Annotated in this window: 14 protein-coding genes; 8 read left to right on the forward strand and 6 right to left on the reverse strand. The window is 71.0% G+C overall.

Annotated features, from left to right (window positions below):
• Positions 1-53: 53 nt before the first annotated feature.
• Complete coding sequence (locus SREC43747_RS0104115; RefSeq protein ID WP_051387674.1) at positions 54-1,949, reverse strand: glycogen debranching N-terminal domain-containing protein; 1,896 nt, start codon at positions 1,947-1,949, stop codon at positions 54-56.
• A gap of 156 nt (positions 1,950-2,105) precedes the next feature.
• Here SREC43747_RS0104115 and SREC43747_RS0104120 point away from each other — a divergent pair, with 156 nt between their 5' ends.
• From SREC43747_RS0104120 to SREC43747_RS0104135, 4 genes are read left to right on the forward strand one after another with little or no spacing between them, the layout of a single operon-like run.
• Entirely contained in the window at positions 2,106-3,134 is a 1,029-nt protein-coding gene (locus SREC43747_RS0104120; protein WP_029719882.1) for a LacI family DNA-binding transcriptional regulator, read from the forward strand.
• Entirely contained in the window at positions 3,131-4,360 is a 1,230-nt protein-coding gene (locus tag SREC43747_RS0104125) for a sugar ABC transporter substrate-binding protein (RefSeq protein ID WP_029719883.1), read from the forward strand. Before SREC43747_RS0104120 ends, SREC43747_RS0104125 begins: the two co-directional genes overlap by 4 nt.
• Before the next feature lie 5 nt (positions 4,361-4,365).
• Complete coding sequence (locus tag SREC43747_RS0104130; RefSeq protein ID WP_236623016.1) at positions 4,366-5,445, forward strand: carbohydrate ABC transporter permease; 1,080 nt, start codon at positions 4,366-4,368, stop codon at positions 5,443-5,445.
• Positions 5,442-6,290 carry a carbohydrate ABC transporter permease gene (locus SREC43747_RS0104135; RefSeq protein ID WP_029719885.1) on the forward strand — a complete coding sequence of 283 codons (849 nt, stop codon included), beginning with the start codon at positions 5,442-5,444 and terminating at the stop codon, positions 6,288-6,290. The genes SREC43747_RS0104130 and SREC43747_RS0104135 overlap by 4 nt, the downstream gene beginning before the upstream one ends.
• Positions 6,291-6,346: 56 nt before the next feature.
• On the opposite strand, the gene SREC43747_RS0104140 is transcribed toward SREC43747_RS0104135, so the two are convergent.
• Positions 6,347-7,492: a M20 family metallopeptidase gene (locus tag SREC43747_RS0104140; protein ID WP_037331307.1), complete on the reverse strand. Its 1,146-nt coding sequence runs from the start codon at positions 7,490-7,492 to the stop codon at positions 6,347-6,349.
• A gap of 65 nt (positions 7,493-7,557) precedes the next feature.
• Complete coding sequence (locus SREC43747_RS0104145; protein WP_051387676.1) at positions 7,558-9,066, reverse strand: AbgT family transporter; 1,509 nt, start codon at positions 9,064-9,066, stop codon at positions 7,558-7,560.
• Between the two features lie 159 nt (positions 9,067-9,225).
• Here SREC43747_RS0104145 and SREC43747_RS0104150 point away from each other — a divergent pair, with 159 nt between their 5' ends.
• The gene (locus tag SREC43747_RS0104150; RefSeq protein WP_236623017.1) at positions 9,226-10,263 is read left to right on the forward strand and encodes an Lrp/AsnC family transcriptional regulator; all 1,038 of its coding nucleotides are present in this window, start codon (positions 9,226-9,228) and stop codon (positions 10,261-10,263) included.
• Between the two features lie 154 nt (positions 10,264-10,417).
• Here SREC43747_RS0104150 and SREC43747_RS0104155 read toward each other — a convergent pair whose 3' ends face one another.
• Complete coding sequence (locus SREC43747_RS0104155; protein ID WP_029719889.1) at positions 10,418-11,014, reverse strand: response regulator transcription factor; 597 nt, start codon at positions 11,012-11,014, stop codon at positions 10,418-10,420.
• The gene (locus SREC43747_RS0104160; protein WP_160173004.1) at positions 11,011-12,189 is read right to left on the reverse strand and encodes a sensor histidine kinase; all 1,179 of its coding nucleotides are present in this window, start codon (positions 12,187-12,189) and stop codon (positions 11,011-11,013) included. The genes SREC43747_RS0104155 and SREC43747_RS0104160 overlap by 4 nt, the downstream gene beginning before the upstream one ends.
• Positions 12,190-12,337: 148 nt before the next feature.
• Here SREC43747_RS0104160 and SREC43747_RS0104165 point away from each other — a divergent pair, with 148 nt between their 5' ends.
• Both SREC43747_RS0104165 and SREC43747_RS0104170 read left to right on the forward strand, forming a co-directional pair.
• On the forward strand, positions 12,338-13,237 hold the full coding sequence (locus SREC43747_RS0104165) for an ABC transporter ATP-binding protein (RefSeq protein ID WP_029719891.1): 900 nt from the start codon (positions 12,338-12,340) through the stop codon (positions 13,235-13,237).
• Complete coding sequence (locus SREC43747_RS0104170) at positions 13,234-13,956, forward strand: ABC transporter permease (protein WP_029719892.1); 723 nt, start codon at positions 13,234-13,236, stop codon at positions 13,954-13,956. The genes SREC43747_RS0104165 and SREC43747_RS0104170 overlap by 4 nt, the downstream gene beginning before the upstream one ends.
• A 5-nt stretch (positions 13,957-13,961) precedes the next feature.
• Here SREC43747_RS0104170 and SREC43747_RS0104175 read toward each other — a convergent pair whose 3' ends face one another.
• A complete protein-coding gene (locus tag SREC43747_RS0104175; protein WP_029719893.1) occupies positions 13,962-15,533 on the reverse strand; it encodes a dolichyl-phosphate-mannose--protein mannosyltransferase in 1,572 nt (523 codons plus the stop codon).
• Positions 15,534-15,607: 74 nt separating this feature from the next.
• Between SREC43747_RS0104175 and rsmI the strand changes: the two genes are divergently transcribed.
• Positions 15,608-16,444, forward strand: a complete 837-nt coding sequence (rsmI, locus tag SREC43747_RS0104180) for a 16S rRNA (cytidine(1402)-2'-O)-methyltransferase (RefSeq protein ID WP_029719894.1) — start codon at positions 15,608-15,610, stop codon at positions 16,442-16,444.

Here is a 16,444-nt window from a genome sequence, read left to right on the forward strand (position 1 = left end):
CGGAGTGGAGCCGCGGACCCCGGCGGCCGGTGCGCGCTCCGGCGCCGCTCAGCTCACCGCCAACCTTGCAGGTACCCGACCACCGCCGTGGCGCCGGCGGCGGCCCAGGCCTGCGGGCGGCAGGACGCGGGGTAGGCCGCGACCGGGTCGCCGGCGGCGCGGTCGGTTCCGGCGAACAGCTCCGGCAGCCGGTAGTCGAAGTCGACGCTCGCCCGCACTAGGCCCTCGGCCAGCGACCGCGCCTGCTCGTGGAAGCCTTCCGCGGCCAGGCCGAGCACCGCGATCGCGGTGTCGTGCGGCCACACGCTCCCGCAGTGGTAGCTGAACGGGTTGAACCCGCCCACCCGGGACGACAGCGTCCGCAACCCGTACCCGCTGTTGAGCGCGGGACCGCCCAGCTGGTGGGCGACGAGCTCGGCTTCGTGCGGGTCGAGCAACCCGGTTCCCAGCAGGTGCGCCATGTTCGACGCCGGGCCGCTGACCGGGCGCTTGGCGCCGTCGAGCGCGATGGCGGGGTAGCGGCCGTGCTCGTCCTCGAGCCAGAAGGAGGTGCGGAACCGCTCGCGCAGCTCCGCCGCCCACTTGCGGAGGGGCGAGGCGTCCTCGCCGAAGTGCTCCAGGACCGCGGCACCGGAGATCGCCGCCTCGTAGGCGTAGCCCTGCACCTCGCACAGCGCCAGCGGGCGCTCCGCGATCGTGCCGTCGGACCAGCGGACCCCGTCGCCGGAGTCCTTCCACCCCTGGTTGCTCAGCCCGGACCCGCTCGATCCGCGGTACTCCAGGAAACCGTCACCGTCGGCGTCGCCCGGGCCGCGGATCCAATCCAGGGCCGCGCGCAACGCCGGGAGCAGAGCTTCCACTTCGGACTCGTCCATGCCGGCGCGCCACGCGTCGTGCAGCAGGCACACCCACAGCGGGGTGGCGTCGATCGTGCCGTAGTACAGCGGGGGCAGTCGCAACGGGGAAGCGCCGCCCATGTCGATGGGCACCCGCCGTTGCTCGTGCGGGATCTTGCCGGGCTGCTCCTCGGTCTCCGGCTCGTTCCGGGTGCCCTGCCGGGCGGCGAGCACCCGCAGCGTCCCCGCGGCCAACTCGGTGCTCAGCGGCAGCAGCATCCGCGCGGCCAGCAGCGAATCCCGGCCGAACAAGGTGAAGAACCACGGGCTGCCCGCGGCCAGGAACGCGGTGTCCGGCGAACCGTCGTCCGACAGCAGCAATCCGTCCAAGTCCTGCAGGCTCCGCTCCAGCAGTCGCCCCGCGTCCCCGCTGAAGTCCGCCGCCCCCGGCGCGCGCAGCGGGATCGCGGGCGACGGGCGCACCGGTAGGAACCCGGGGCGGTCGGCCTCGTGCTGCACGACCTCGAAGGAGAACGAGCGCGACTGCCCGCTGCCCAGCTCGACGTGCCAGGCCCAGGTGACCAGACCGTCCGCAGTGGAGACCTCCTCGGCCGCCTCGCCGAGGTCCAGCCGCACCGAGCAGCCGTCCTGCTCCCAGGTCGCCGCCCGCTCGGAGGCCGACGGATCCACCAGCGCGGGCTCCTCACCGGCCTTGACCTGGTCCATCCGGGCCAGGTCGGTGGCGGCGCGCAGGATCACGGTGAGCCGCGCGGTCTTCTCGGAGGCGTTGTGCAGCGTCCAGGTCTCGCGCACCGAATCCGCGGTCACCGCGCGGTCGTGCGCGTAGTGCAGCCCGGGGTCCGGGGTGGTGTCCCCGTGCTCGCGGACGACGCCCTGGAAGCGCGCCTGCCCGGCGCCGCTGGAGCTGCCGACCGCCACCAGGTCCGCGGTGGGCACGGCGAACTCGGCGTGCGCCAGGCTGCGCCGGTCGTGGCGGTACGCCCCGGTCGCGTCCCCGCAGGTGATCCGGCCGCTCGGAGAGCTGAGCACGACGTTCGGAGCGCACAGCGTCGTCGTCAACTCGTGGAGCGCGGGCTGCTGGCTGTTGGGCATGGGATCTCCTGAGAGTTTCTTGACAACGTCGGGGGGTGAGGTCAACCTTGTCCCTCGATGTGAACGTTCAAACGAAATTTGAACGTTCACATCCAAGGGGCGCAGTGTGGCACGTCCGCCCCTCGCGGATCCAGTCCACAGCGGAGGAGCAGTCAGGTGGCCCGGGCAACGACGCTGGAACAGGTCGCTGAACGCGCTGGTGTGTCGAGGCAGACCGTCTCGAACGCGATCAACGCGCCGGAGAAGCTGCACCCCGACACGTTGCGCCGGGTCAAGCGGGTGATCGACGAACTCGGCTACCGGCCGGACAGCAAGGCCCGCGCCCTGCGCACCCGCTCCAGCGGTCTCATCGGCTACTGCGTCGCCGAACGCCAGGACGGGTCGATCAACGTCTTCATGGACCGCTACCTGCGCGCGTTGACCGCCGAGGTGGAGCGCACCGGCCGGCACCTGCTGCTGTTCACCGCTCCCGACGGGGAGGAAGGCCTCGCCGTCTACGAGGACCTGCTGGCGCGCAGCGCGGTGGACGGGTTCGTGCTCAGCAACACCGCGGTCGGCGACCCCCGGCACGCGTGGTTGCGCGACAGGGGGGTTCCCTTCGCCTCCTTCGGTCGGATCTGGACCGGGGAGCCGCAGCCCGGCCCGTGGGTCGACGTCGACGGCGCCAGCGGAACCGCGCAGGCCGTCGAGCACCTGGTCGCGCAGGGGCACACCAGGATCGGCTTCCTCGGGTTGCAGAAGGGCAACCCGGTCGGCGACGACCGCGAGCGGGGCTGGCGCCGGGCCTGCGCCGAGCACGGCGCGCACGTCGACGACCGGCTGATCGCCCGGGCCACCGACGAGCACCGCGACCGGGGCGAGGCAGCCGCCGCCCTGCTCGACTCCGACGACCCGCCCACCGCGCTGGTCGCCGCCAACGACGCGATCGCGCTGGGCGCCTACGCGGCGCTCGAGGAACGCGGCCTGCGGCCGGGAGTCGACGTGGCGCTCACCGGTTTCGACGACAGCCCCACCGCCGCGGTGGTCCGCCCCGGCCTGACCAGCCTGCGCCAGCCGATCGAGGAGATCGCCGCGCGCGTGGTGCGGCTGCTCGACAACCCGGAGGACGACCGGGGTGAACTGCTCCGCCCGGAGCTGGTGGTGCGCGCCAGCAGCGTCAACGACGACGGAGGACGGAACGGATGAGGAAGCATCGGATGCGGCTCGGGGCGGTGGTGCTCGCCATCGCGCTGGTCGTCGCCGGCTGCGGACGCGGCTACGACAGCGAAATCGAGCAGTTGCCCGGGCCGGCCACCCTGCGGTTGTTGGTCGGGTCCGGCACCACGGCCGAAGCCCGGGTGCTGCACGAGCAGACGCGGGAGTGGGCCGAGCGGACCGGCAACGAGGTCGAGATCGTGCGCGCCGCCGAACTCGACCAGCAGCTCGGCCAGGCCTTCGCCGGCGGCACCCCACCGGACCTGTTCTACCTCGCACCGGGAGCGTTCGCGCGCTTCGCCGGGAACGGTTCGCTGCACCCCTACGGTGACGGGCTACGCAACGCCGCGGCGCTCTACCCGAACCTCGAGGAGATCTTCACCCGGGACGGCCAGCTGTACTGCGCGCCCAAGGACTTCTCCACCCTCGCGCTGCTGATCGACACCGACGCCTGGCGGGAAGCTGGGCTCACCGACGCCGACATCCCGCGGGACTGGGACCAGCTCGCCCAGGTCGCCCAGCGGCTCACCACCCCCGAGCGCAAGGGCCTGGTGCTGGACGACAGCGCCGACCGCGTCGGGGCCTTCATGAAGCAGGCGGGCGGCTGGCACGTCGACGAGAAGGGCATGCCGACCATCGACAGCCCGCAGAACCTCCGAGCGCTGCGCTACCTCCAGTCGCTGCTGCAGTCCGGCAGCACCGCCTTCTCCTCCGCAGTGGACGCAGGTTGGGCCGGCGAGGCGCTGGGCGAGGGCACCGCGGCGATGGTGATCGAGGGCACCTGGGTCAGCGGTGCGCTGGCCTCCGACTACCCGGACCGGCGCTGGCGCGCGGTGGAACTGCCGGCGGGCCCGGCGGGCAAGGCGACGCTGTCGTTCACCAACTGCTGGGGCATCCCGATGCGCACCCCGTACCGGCAGCAGGCCCAGGACCTGGTCGACTTCCTGATGGCGCGGGAGCAGCAGGAGCAGGTGGCGCGCGAGGTGGGTGTCATTCCCGCCAACCAGGAGGCGCTCCCGGCGTTGACCGAGGGCAGGCCCGAGATGGAGGGCTTCGCCGCAGGAGCGGCCTACGCCCAGGGCGAGGTCACCACCAAGGGCTGGGACTCGGTGGAGAAGGACTTCGACTCCCGCCTGCTGGGTCTGGCGAGTGGTGACGACCCCGCGAAGATCCTGCGGGAAGTGCAGCGGAACGCCGAACAGACGCTGAAGGGCTGAAGGCCATGGTCGACACCACCCTGCGGCCCGCGCCGCCCACCGCCGATCCGAAACCCCCGCGGCGCCCGGTGAACGTCGAAGCGCGCCGGGAGAACCGAGCGGGCTGGTTGTTCGTCGCACCGGCCCTCGTGCTGATCGCGCTGTTCCTGGTCGTGCCTGCGGGGCTCGCGCTGTACGTCAGCCTGCTGGACTGGAACGGCACCTACAGCCCGTTGACCGGTCGAGCCCCGTTCGTGGGCCTGGACAACTACCGGGAGCTGCTGTTCGAGGACGGGCTGATCCGGCACGACTTCATGATCAGCGTCCGCAACACGATGTACTTCGTGCTGCTCGTGGTCCCCAGCCAGACGCTGGTGGCACTGCTGCTGGCCGTGGTGGTGAACAACCGCGCGCTCCGCGGGCGGGCGTTCTTCCGATCGGTGTTCTACTTCCCGTCGATCACCAGCTCGGTGGCCATCTCGGTGATCTTCCTGTTCCTGTTCTCCGGTTCGGGAGCGGTCAACGCGCTGCTGGAGTTCGTCGGGATCCAGGGCCCGAACTGGTTCACCGACTCCCGCGGGGTGCTGCACGAGGCGCTGGTGCTGTTCGGTGTGGACGGTCCACCGAGGTTCCTCGAGGAGACGACCGTCGGCGGATTGCCGTTGTGGGACTGGCTGTCCGGGCCGTCGGTGGCGATGATGACGATCATCGCGCTGGTCGTGTGGACGACGTCGGGCACCTACATGCTCATCTTCCTGGCCGCGCTGCAGAACCTGCCGGACAACGTGCACGAGGCCGCGCTGGTCGACGGCGCCAACTGGTGGCAGCGGTTCTGGAAGGTCACGGTGCCGCAGCTGCGGCCGACGATCTTCCTGGTGGCGACCCTGGGGTTGATCGGCACCTGGCAGGTGTTCGACCAGGTCTACGTGATGAGCCAAGGTGATCCGGCCAAGACGACGCTGACCCCGGCGTTCCTGTCCTACCAGCAGTCCTTCGCCGAAGGGGCCTTCGGCGTCGGCGCGGCGATCGCGTTCCTGCTGTTCCTGCTGATCGTCGGAGTCACCACGCTGCAGCGGATCCTGCTGCGGGATGGGAGGAACTCGTGACCACGAATCGCGCGCGGCTGGTCGGCGCCGCGCTGGGGTACCTGGTGCTGGTCGTGGGTGCGGTGCTCTACTTGGGACCGTTCCTCATCCAGGTCGCCACGTCGTTCAAGAGCAACGCCGACGCGGTGGCCCATCCGCTGTCGTTGGTCCCGGAGCAGATCGACACCAGCAGCTACGAGCGGATCGCCACCGATCCCGCGGTGAACGTGCCGCTGTGGCTGGGAAACTCGCTGCTGGTGACGCTCTGCGTCACGGCCGGGCGGTTGCTGGTCGACTCGATGGCCGGCTACGCGCTGGCCCGCTTGCGCTGGCGCGGTCGCGGCGTGGTGTTCACCGGGCTGCTGATGGTGATGGCGGTGCCGCCGGTGGTGCTGCTGATCCCGAAGTTCTTGGTGCTGCGCGAGCTGTCGCTGTTCGACTCCTACGCCGGGATGATCCTCCCGCTGCTCGCCGACGCCATGGGGATCTTCCTGATGAAGCAGGCCTTCGAGCAGGTCCCCGTGGAGGTCGAGGAATCGGCCAAGGTGGACGGTGCCGGCATCGTGCGCCGTTGGTGGAGCGTGGTGCTGCCGATGGTGCGCCCGTCCATGACCACCCTGGGCATCCTCGCGTTCCAGGCGTCGTGGAACGAGTTCACGCACTTCCTGGTCGCCACCTCCAGCCCCGGGTACGAAACGCTGACGGTCGGCCTGGCGCGCCTCGTCGGCGGCGCGCTGGGGGAGGGGCAGCAGCTGCCGTTGAAGCTCACCATCGCCCTGGTGACGACCCTGCCGGTGGCCGTGGTCTTCCTGATCAGCCAACGCCACCTCGTCCGAGCCCAGCTCAGCGGCGCGATCAAGGGGTGAAGCGGCGCCGGCAGCGCCTTCCCGGGTGGTGCCGGGCAGGCGCTGCCGCCGCGCGCTCAGAAGTCGCGCAGGTTGCTGATCAGCGTGGCCAGGGTGGCGATCTGGCCGGGCGACTCGCTCGGGACCACGTGCTCGTCGCGGGAGTGCGGCCCGGCCCCGACCGCGCCGAGGCCGTCGAGCACCGGCTTGCCCAGCGCGGACACGAAGTTCGCGTCGCTCACCCCGCCCACCGAGGTGCCTTCCAGGGTCCGGCCGTGTTCCTGCGCGGCGGCCTTGGCGTGCTCGAACAGCTTCTCCGACAGCTCGTTGGGGTTCATGGGCGGTCGGTTCCAGCTGCCGGTGAGCTCCACCCGGATGCGCTCGTCGGCGACCGACAGCTCGCGGAAACCGGCGTCGATGCGGTCCATCTCCGCCGGGTCCTGGATGCGGACGTCGATCTCGCAGGTCGCGTGGCCGGCCACCACGTTGCGGCCGGTGCCGCCGGTGATCCGCCCGACGTTGATCGTGGTGCCGCGTTCCGGCGCTGCCAGCGCGGTGATCGCCGGGATCAGCTCGGCGATGGCGTGGATGGCGCTGGCGCCTGCCGCGGGGTCGAGCCCCGCGTGCGATTCGACGCCGTGCACCGCCAGGTCGAACAGGCCCAGGCCCTTGCGGCGGACCTTGACCTTGCCCTCGCGGCTGGGCTCCAGCACGAGCGTGGCGGTCGCCTCCGCGCACGCCCGCTCGATGTGCGGGCGGGATGCGAGGCTGCCGATCTCCTCGTCCCCGTTGAGCAGGAACCGCACCGACGGGTGCGGGAGGCCGAGCTCGCGCAGCAGGCGCAGCGCCCACACGCCGTGCACGATGCCGAGCTTCATGTCCAGGCAGCCGGGAGCGGTGATGCGGTCGCCTTCGACGGTGAAGGGCCATTCCGCGAGCGTGCCCACCGGCCACACCGTGTCGTAGTGGCACAGCAGCAGGACCGTTCCCCCGGCGGTGCCGGAGTAGGTGACGTCGAGGACGTCGCCGTGCTCGCCGTTGTCGTGGCGCTGCCGGGCGGCCGGTTGGCCGAGGCGTTCGGTGAGCCACCGCTCGATGTCGTCCAATCCGGCGTCCAGCGCTTGCTTGTCGCTGCTGGGCGTTTCGTGCTCCACCAACCTGCGCAGGTCCGCGAGCACTTCGGGGAGCTCCTGCTCCGCCCGCGCCACCAGCTTCGTCGTCACGAGTCACCTCTCAGGTATTCACAGAACTGCTTCCGCGCACGAGGCGCGCGTCGTGGGGGTGCCGGTCAGCGCACCGGAGCGCCGGGGCCGAGCGGGATGCCGAGCCCCCACCAGGCCATGAACAGCAACGTCCAGCTGATCAGCACCGCGAAGGAGATCGGCAGGGTCAGCGACATCAGGGTGCCGATGCCGGCGTCCTTGCGGTAGCGTTGCAGCATTCCGAGCGCCATCGCGAAGTACGGGCTCATCGGGCTGATCAGGTTGGTCGCCGAGTCCCCGATCCGGTAGACCGCCTGGGTCGTCTCGGGGGACACGTCGAGCAGCATCAGCATCGGCACCACGACCGGACCGACCAGCGCCCACTGCGCCGAACCACTGGTGATCACCAGGTTGATGCAGGTGACCAGCGCGATCAGGCCGAGGAACAGCACCAGCGGGTGCACGTTCGCCGACTGCAGCAGCGCCGCGCCGCGGATGGCCAGGATCTCCCCGATGTGGGTCCACTTGAAGAAGGCCAGGAATTGGGAGGCGGCGAAGAACAGCACCACCACCGGCGCCAGGTCGACGACGCCCTTGGTCATCGCACCGGGGATCTCGCGGGCGCGGGACAGGCTGCCGGTGGCGCGGCCGAACACCGCGCCGGTCAGCGCGAACACCACGCCGAGCAGGTACGCGATCCCGGTGATGATCGGTGAGTCGAGGATGCCGCCGTCTTCGCCGCGGAACGGCGAACCGGCCGGGACGAGCGCGATCACCAGCAGCGCCACCACGGCCAGCAGGGCGAGACCGGCGTTGCGCAGGCCGCGCTGCTCGGCCGGGCTCAACCGCATCTCGCCCAGCTGCTCGTCCGGGCCGTCGCTGTCGGCGGCCATGCCTTCGGTGCGCTTGGTGAGCACGAACTCGGTGACCAGCGTGATCACCACGGCCAGGACGACCGCCGAGCAGATCGAGAAGAAGTAGTTGGCCAGCGGCGTGACCACGTAGTTCGGGTCGATGAAGTGCGCCGCCGAGGTGGTCAGCCCGGCCAGGATCGCGTCGGTCGGGGTGAGCAGCAGGGAGGCGTTGTACCCGGCCGAGATCGAACCGAAGGCGACCACCAGGCCCAGGATCGGGCTGCGGCCGACCGCTTTGAACACCAGCGCGCCCAGCGGGATCAGCACCACGTAGGCGGCGTCGGAGGCGACGCTGCCGCTGATGCCGGTCAACGCGACGACGAACGTCAGGTACTTCGCCGGCACGCGGGTGACGCTGCCGCGCAGCATGGCGTTGAGCAGACCGCTCTGCTCGGCCACCGAGACGCCCAGCATCACCACGATGATCAGCGCCAGCGGCGGGAACTGCGCGAAGTTGTCCACCGCGTCGCCGACGACGGTGGACACGCCCTCGGAGGTGAGCAGGCTCTTGACCCGGATCGTCTCGCCGTCCACTGGGGACACCGCGGAGACGCCGAGCGCGTTGAGCACCGCGCTGAGCGCCACCACCAGCGCCGCCATGATCGTGAACAACCAGAACGGGTGGGGCAGTTTGTTGCCGAAGCGTTCGACGCCGCGCAGGAAGCCCAGCAGCAGTGCCATCGACCGGGTGGGCGGCGCGTTCTCCGTGTTGGTCAACCGAGCTCCTCGGGGTCGGATCGGTCGGCCCTGGACCGATTGGCGAGCATTCAAAACGGTCGTGACGTGATTTGTCAATACTGGGCGTTAATGTGATGTATCTATTCGATATCCACGCTTTTCGTGGGTGTAGTATCACTGCCCGTGGATGGTGGCATCGAGCTGGACGACCTGGACCTGGATCTGGTGGCCGCGTTGCAGGAGGCGCCGCGCGCGCCGATCAACACGCTGGCCGAGGCGGTGGGCAGCTCGCCCAGCACGGTGGGCCGCAGGCTGCAGCGGCTGCACGCCGAGCGGGTGCTGCGGGTGATCGGGGCGCTGGACTGGTCGTTGATCTCCGAGCACCACCCCCGGCACGTCTGGATCACCACCGAGCCCGGGCAGTTGCAGGACGTCGCCCGCAGGCTGGCCGAGTTCCCCGAAGCCCAGTACGTCGCGATGACCACCGGCCGCGCGGACGTGTACTGCACCGTCCGGCCGCTGCGCCGCGAGGCGATCAAGGACCTGCTGACGCGCCGCATCCCCTCGGTGCCGGGGGTGGTGTCGACGCAGTCCGACCTGGTGCTCAAGCCCTTCGGCCGCGCGGAGGCCTGGCGCTTGGACCGGCTCGACGACGACCAGCGCTCGGTCCTCGCGCCGCACCGCATCGAATACCAGGAATCCGACGACCCGCAACCGCTTTCCGAGCAGGAGCAGGAAGCGGCCCGGCTGCTGCACGCCGATGCACGACTGACGTCGAGCGAGCTCTCCCGGGCGTTGGGCGTCAGCCAGTCCACCGCGCACCGGCTGATCACCGGGCTCCTGGAGCGGCGGGTCGTCCGCCCGCGGGTGGAGGTGGAGCCCGCGCTGCTGGGCTTCCACCTGGAGGCGACGCTGTCGCTGGCCACCGAGCCCGGCTCGACCGAGGCGGTCGGGCGTGCGCTCGGGCGGCATCCGTCGGCCCGCTACGTCTCGATGGTCGCCGGCAACGCGACGGTGATCCACCAGGGCGTGTTCCGCAACGAGGAGCACCTCGCCGACTTCCTGTGCGGTGATCTGGCCGCCCTGTCCGGCATCCGGGCGGTGGAGGTGTCGGTCGTCCTGGACGTGCTGCGCCGCTACTGGATCACCCGCACGGGAACCCGCTTGGGCGAGGCGAACCTGCCGTTGGGCGCCGAGTGATCCCCGGCGCCGCTCCGAGCTCCCGGGCCGGTGCTCCAGCGGCGAGAACCTCGGCGCGAAGCCGTTCCTCGCGCCAGTCAGTCCTAACAGGACATTGGGTCGTCCGGGTTCCGCGGAACGCGCGATTCCGCGTCCGCTCCGGATGTGGTCGGCGTCAGATCCAGCCCTCCTCCCAGGCCCGGCGGGCAGCTTCGTAGCGGGTGCTGACCCCCAACTTGGCCATCGCGGAGGAGAGGTAGTTGCGGACCGTGCCCGGCGCCAGGTGCACCTCGGCGGCGATCGCGGCGATCGTGCCCCCGTGCAGGGTGTGCCGCAGCAGCTCCAGCTCCCGGTCGGTGAGCGGACAGGCGTCACCGGTCAGGGCGGCCGCGGCGATCTCCGGGTCGACGTAGCGCCCGCCGGTGTGGATGTCCCGCAGGATCACCGCCAGCTTGGCCGCCGGAGTGGTCTTCGGGACGAAGCCGCGCACCCCGGCGGCCAGCGCGCGCTTCAGCACCCCCGGGCGGGCGTGCCGGGTGACCAGCACGACCGGTGTTCCGGCGCCGACCTCGCGGGCCGCCTCGATGCCGTCCAGCTCGGGCATTTCCAGGTCGAACAGCGCGATGTCCGGGCGCTGCTGCTCGACCTGCCGGACCGCGTCCCGCCCGTTGCTGCACTGGGCCACGACCTGGAGGTCCTCCTCCAGGTCCAGCAGTGTGGCGAGCGCGCCGCGGATGAGGTCCTCGTCGTCGGCGAGCACTAGTCGGATCACACCGCTCCCTCCGCAACTTCCACCTGGCCGTGCAGCTCGAACCACTCCCCGGTGCGTTCGGCGCGGACGGACCCTCCCATCGCTTCGAAGCGCTCCCGAAGACCGGCCAGCCCGGAGCCGCCGCCGGCGCTCGCCCCGGCGGACCCGTTGTTCCGCAAGGTCACGCTGACCTGCGGGCCCGCGGTGTTGACCCGCACCTCGACCCGGTCCGCCCGGCTGTGCCGGAGGATGTTGGTGGTCCCCTCCCGCAGCAGCGAACCGAAGAGGCTCTGCAGCGGCGGTGGCACCCGGCTCGCATCACCGTCCACAGTGGTGTATATGCCGGCCGATTCGAAGATCTCCCGCGCGTTGGCCAATTCGTCGGTCAGCTTGCTGCGGCGATAGCCCTGCACCAGGTTGCGGGTGTCCTTCAACGCGGCACGGGCCAGCTCGGCCACCTCACCGGCTTGCGCTTTGGCCGCCGCGGCGTCCACCTCGGCGAGCCGCTCGGCCAGTTCCGCTTTCAACGCGATCGCCTGCAGGTTGTGCCCCTGGATGTCGTGCAGGTCGGCGGCGAACCGCAACCGCTCGCGAGCGATGGCCAGCTCCGCGCTGACGGTGCGCGCCCGATCCAGCTCCAGCACCACGTCCCAGAACCAAGCACCCACCACCAGCAGGAAGACGGTGAAGGCGACGAACCCGCCCGCGTAGCAGCCGACCACCACCCGCATCCCCGGGTGCTCGGGCTGCACCAGCAGCCCCGCGGTCAGCGCGGTCACCAGGGTGGTCGCGATCGACACCGGCCAGCGCTGCTCGTCCGGCGCGGTGCTCACGTACGCACCCGCCAAGCCGCCCGGCAGCACCGCCCACAACACCCCACCCGCGCGGTGGCCGATCGCGATGCCGAGCGCCACCAGCGAGAGTGCGAACACGGCGGCCTGCTCCAACGGGTGGTGCCGGGCCTGCCCGAGGCCGCGCATCAGAGCGGTGCAGAACCGGGTGCCCTCGACCACGATGACCGCCAGCAGCACGCCCAGCACCACGACCGCCGCCGTGCTGTAGTGCCTGCCGGCGGTCGCCAAGTCGAACAGCGGGAAGATCGAGTACACCGGGATGGTCGGAACCACGGACCACCAGGTGTACCGGCGCAGTCGGGCGATCCGGCGGGCGTCGAAGCTGACCTCAGCGGAACTCACCACCCCAGCATCGCCGATGCGCCGGCGGAAATCCCCAGCCCCGCCGGGGACAGATGACATCTGTCATCGAATGCGCTGACAGATGGCGAGAAGATCGCTGACAGGCAGCTCTACCGGCGGCGGCCCCGCCGCGACGAAGCTGGGTGGCGTGACTGAACCAGTGATCAGCGTTTCGGAGTTGCGCTGCAAGTACGCCTCCTACGAGGCCGTGCGCGGAATCGACTTCGAAGTCCACCGCGGGGAGCTGTTCGCCCTGCTCGGCACCAACGGGGCTGGCAAGACCACCACGCTGGAAACCGTCGAAGGGCACCGGAAGCCCAGCGCAGGACGGGTCCGGGTGTTCGGGCTGGACCCGTTCCACGACCGCGCGGAGGTGCGCCGGCGGACCGGGATCATGCTCCAGGACAGCGGTTTCGCCGCCGACCTCACCGTGCTGGAAACCCTGCGCCTGTGGAGGTCGGTGCAGACCCGCAAAGGGGACGTCGCGGCCGTGCTGGCGGCGACCCGGCTGGAGGACCGCGCGGACCGGCGGGTGCGCCAGCTGTCCGGTGGGGAACGACGGCGGCTGGAGTTCGCCCTGGCCGTCCTCGGGCAGCCGGAACTGCTGTTCCTCGACGAGCCCACCACCGGCCTGGACCCCGAATCCCGCCGAGCCACGTGGGAAGTCGTGCGGGAACTGCTCCGCGGCGGCACCACGGTCCTGCTGACCACGCACTACCTGGAAGAAGCGGAAAGCCTGGCGCACCGGTTGGCGATCATGCACGAAGGACGGATCGCCGTTTCCGGAACGCTGAGCGACGTGCTGCTCAGCGAACGGGCCAAGATCTCCTTCACCGCGGACGCCGAACCGCAGCTGCCGCCGCTGAGCGGGACGGTGTCGGTGTCCGGTCGGCAGGTGACGGTGCGCACCGCGCAACTGCAGCGGGACTTGGAGCTGCTGCTGGCGTGGGCCCGGGAGAACCAGGTGCAGCTGCGCCAGCTGAGAGCCCACCACGCCTCGCTGGAAGACGTCTTCCATTCCGTCAAGCAACCGGAGGCCATCCGATGACGTCCGCGGTCCTGGCGCTCAGCCGCGCCGAGTGGAAACTGCTGATGCGCAACAAGACCATCGCCCTGTGCTGCACGGCTTTCCCGGTGGGCTTCGGGGCCTACTACGCCTTCGCGCTCCCGGACGGGAGCAGCCCCCAGCTCTGGGCGCTCATCATCAGCCTGCAGCTGATGACGGTGTTCGGGTTCACCATCTACTTCACCGCCACGGCCACGTTGACCAGCAGGCGGGAAGACCGCTACCTCAAGCGGCTGCGCAGCGGGGAGATGACCGCCCCGACGGTCCTCACCGGACTGCTGCTGCCCGTGGTGCTGCTGGGGGTGGCGCAGGCCGCGGCGCTGCTGGCGATCGCGTTCTGGCTGGGCGCGCCGCTGCCGAGCGATCCGCTCCCGCTGTTGGCGGCGATGCTGGCCGGCAGCGCGCTGTGCGTGGCGGCCGGGGCGGTGACCAGCGTGTTCACCGCCACCGGGGAGCAGGCCCAGATCACCACGCTGCCCGGGTTCGTGGTGCTGTTCGGCAGCGGCGTGTGGCAGTTCACCGGCCAGTCCTTCCCGGGGCTGCTCCTGCTGCCCGGTGCGGCGTTCAGCGACCTGGCGCAGCGGTCGATGAGCGGCGAGCCGGGGCTGGGCGGCGTGCCGGCGCTGCTGGTCCTCCTCGGTTGGACCGCGGTGCTGGCGGTGCTGGCCGCCCGGAAGTTCCGCTGGGAACCGCGGTCGTGACCGGTTCACCGCCACGACGGCAGCCACAGCTCGGCCTGCCAGTGCTCCTGGGTGATCGGTTCGCCGTTGAGGATCGGCCACAACCAGGCGAAGTTGGCCACCACCAGGCCCACGTACAGCGACACCACCAGCAACCCGGTTTGGCGGCGCTCGAGGTGAGCTCGGGCGCCGCCCAGCACTTCACCGAGCACCAGCACCAGCCCGAGCACCAGGAACGGTGCCAGCGGGGTGGCGTAGAAGTAGTACATCTGCCGGTCCAGGTTGATGAACCACGGCAGGTACCCGGCGCCGTAACCGACCAGCACCGCCGCGTAGCGCCAGTCGAGCCGGCTGGTGGCCCGCCACACCGCCCAGGCGGTGACCGGGAGGGCCAGCCACCACATGGCCGGGGTGCCGATCAGCATGATCGCCTGCACGCAGTTCTCCCGACCGCAGCCGAACATGCCGGTCTCGTAGTAGTAGAGCATCGGCCGCAAGCCCATGGGCCAGGACCACGGCTTGGACTCCCACGGGTGCGGGTTCGCCGGCGTCACCAGGTGGGTGTGGAAGTCCAGCACGTTCAGCTGGTAGAAGAGCAGCGAGCGCAGCCCGTCCGGCAGGAACGGGAACGGCACGTCATCGGACACCAGCACGGCGTGCCGGTCGGTCGCGGTCTCGCTGGCGTACCAGCCCGCCCAGCTGCCGAAGTACACCAGCAGCGGAATCGCCACCAGGGACCACAGGGCGGGCCCGGTGTCCCGCACCAGGGACGCCCGCCACGGCTGCTGGACCCCGGCGGCCCGCCGGGCCAGCGCGTCCCAGATGACGCTGAGCAGCCCGAAGGCCATCACGTAGTAGATGCCGTTCCACTTCACCGAACAGGCCAGCCCCAGCAGCACCCCGGCGGAGAACCGCCACCAGCGGAACCCCAGCCGCGGCCCCCACTTGCTGTCGGAGAGCCGTCCCTCGGTGCACACCAGCCACATCCGGGACCGCACCTGGTCGCGGTCCACCAGCAGGCAGGCGAACGCGGCGAGGAGGAACAGCGCCTGGAAGACGTCGAGCATCCCGACCCGGGCCTGCACGTGGCTGAGCCCGTCGCAGATCAGCAGCACCCCGGCCAGCGCGCCCAGCAAGGTGGAGCGGGTCATGCGCCGGGCGATCCGGATGATCAGCAGCACCATCAGCGTGCCGGCCAGCGCGGCGGTCAGCCGCCAACCCCACGGGGTGTAGCCGAGCAGCCATTCGCCGATGGCGATCAGGTGCTTGCCCAGGGGCGGGTGGGCGACCAGCTCGTAGCCGGGGTTGTCCTCGTAGCCGCCGTTGCGCAGGATCTGCCAGGCCTGCGGCACGTAGTGCTTCTCGTCGAAGATCGGGGTGCCCTCGTCGGTGGCGTGCCCCAGGTTCCAGAAGCGGACCACCCCGGCCACCAGGGTGAGCACGATGGTGACCAACCAGCCGCGGGTGCGGTCGTCCGGCATGTTGACGTCCAGCAGCGGGCGCGGATCGCTCTCGCCCGGCGGAGTCACCGGCGGAGTGCTGCCGAACGGGACGAGCTGGCCGTTGCTGCCGCCGCGGTTGGGGACCAGGACGCTCACAGTCCACGATCGTAGGTGCGGGGGCCGGTGGGCGGGCCGCGCCCCGACGCGTGGCGCAAATACGCTGTGGGGTTATGGACTCATCGGGCACGCTGCTGCTCGCCGCCACTCCGCTCGGCGATGCGCGGGACGCTTCACAGCGGTTGATCGACGCGCTGGCGTCCGCCGACGTGGTCGCTGCCGAGGACACCCGTCGGGTGCGCGCGCTGGCCACCGCGCTCGGGGTCACCCCGCGCGGACGGGTGGTCAGCTACTACGAGGCGGTGGAAGCGGCGCGAGCGCCGGTGCTGCTGGAGGCGCTGCGCTCCGGGGAGGACGTGCTGCTGGTGACCGATGCGGGGATGCCCAGCGTCTCCGACCCGGGGTACCGGTTGGTCACCGAGTGCGTGGCGGAGGGCCTGCCGGTCACCTGCTTGCCGGGGCCCTCGGCGGTGACCACCGCGCTGGCGGTGTCCGGGCTGCCGTCCGACCGGTTCTGCTTCGAGGGGTTCCCGCCCCGCAAGAGCGGGGAGCGGCGGCGCTGGCTGGAACGGCTGGTCGCCGAGGAGCGCACCTGCGTGTTCTTCGAGGCCCCGCACCGGCTGGCGGACACCTTGGCCGATGCGGTGCAGGTGCTGGGCGCCGATCGGCGCGCGGTGGTGTGCCGGGAGCTGACCAAGACCTACGAGGAGATCCGCCGGGGCGCGCTGGGGGAGCTGGCGGAGTGGGCCGCGGACGGGGTGCGCGGTGAGCTGACCGTGGTGCTGGCCGGCGCGGAACCGGTCCGCAACGACCCGGCCCAGCTGGTGGACCAGGTGGAGCAGCGGACGGCGGCGGGGCTGCGGCTCAAGGACGCGGTCGCCGAGGTGGCCGGGATGTTCGGGGTCCGCAAGAAGGAGCTGTACGAGGCGGTGCTGGCCGCCCGCGAGTAG

This window comes from Saccharopolyspora rectivirgula DSM 43747, assembly GCF_000497205.1.
Classification (GTDB): domain Bacteria; phylum Actinomycetota; class Actinomycetes; order Mycobacteriales; family Pseudonocardiaceae; genus Saccharopolyspora; species Saccharopolyspora rectivirgula.

Coding starts and splice junctions, on each gene's coding strand:
- SREC43747_RS0104115 (WP_051387674.1), bottom strand. CDS start 1,949: ATGCCCAACAGCCAGCAGCCCGCGCTCCACGAGTTGACGACGACGCTG.
- SREC43747_RS0104125 (WP_029719883.1), top strand. CDS start 3,131: ATGAGGAAGCATCGGATGCGGCTCGGGGCGGTGGTGCTCGCCATCGCG.
- SREC43747_RS0104130 (WP_236623016.1), top strand. CDS start 4,366: ATGGTCGACACCACCCTGCGGCCCGCGCCGCCCACCGCCGATCCGAAA.
- SREC43747_RS0104145 (WP_051387676.1), bottom strand. CDS start 9,066: ATGGCACTGCTGCTGGGCTTCCTGCGCGGCGTCGAACGCTTCGGCAAC.
- SREC43747_RS0104170 (WP_029719892.1), top strand. CDS start 13,234: ATGACGTCCGCGGTCCTGGCGCTCAGCCGCGCCGAGTGGAAACTGCTG.
- rsmI (WP_029719894.1), top strand. CDS start 15,608: ATGGACTCATCGGGCACGCTGCTGCTCGCCGCCACTCCGCTCGGCGAT.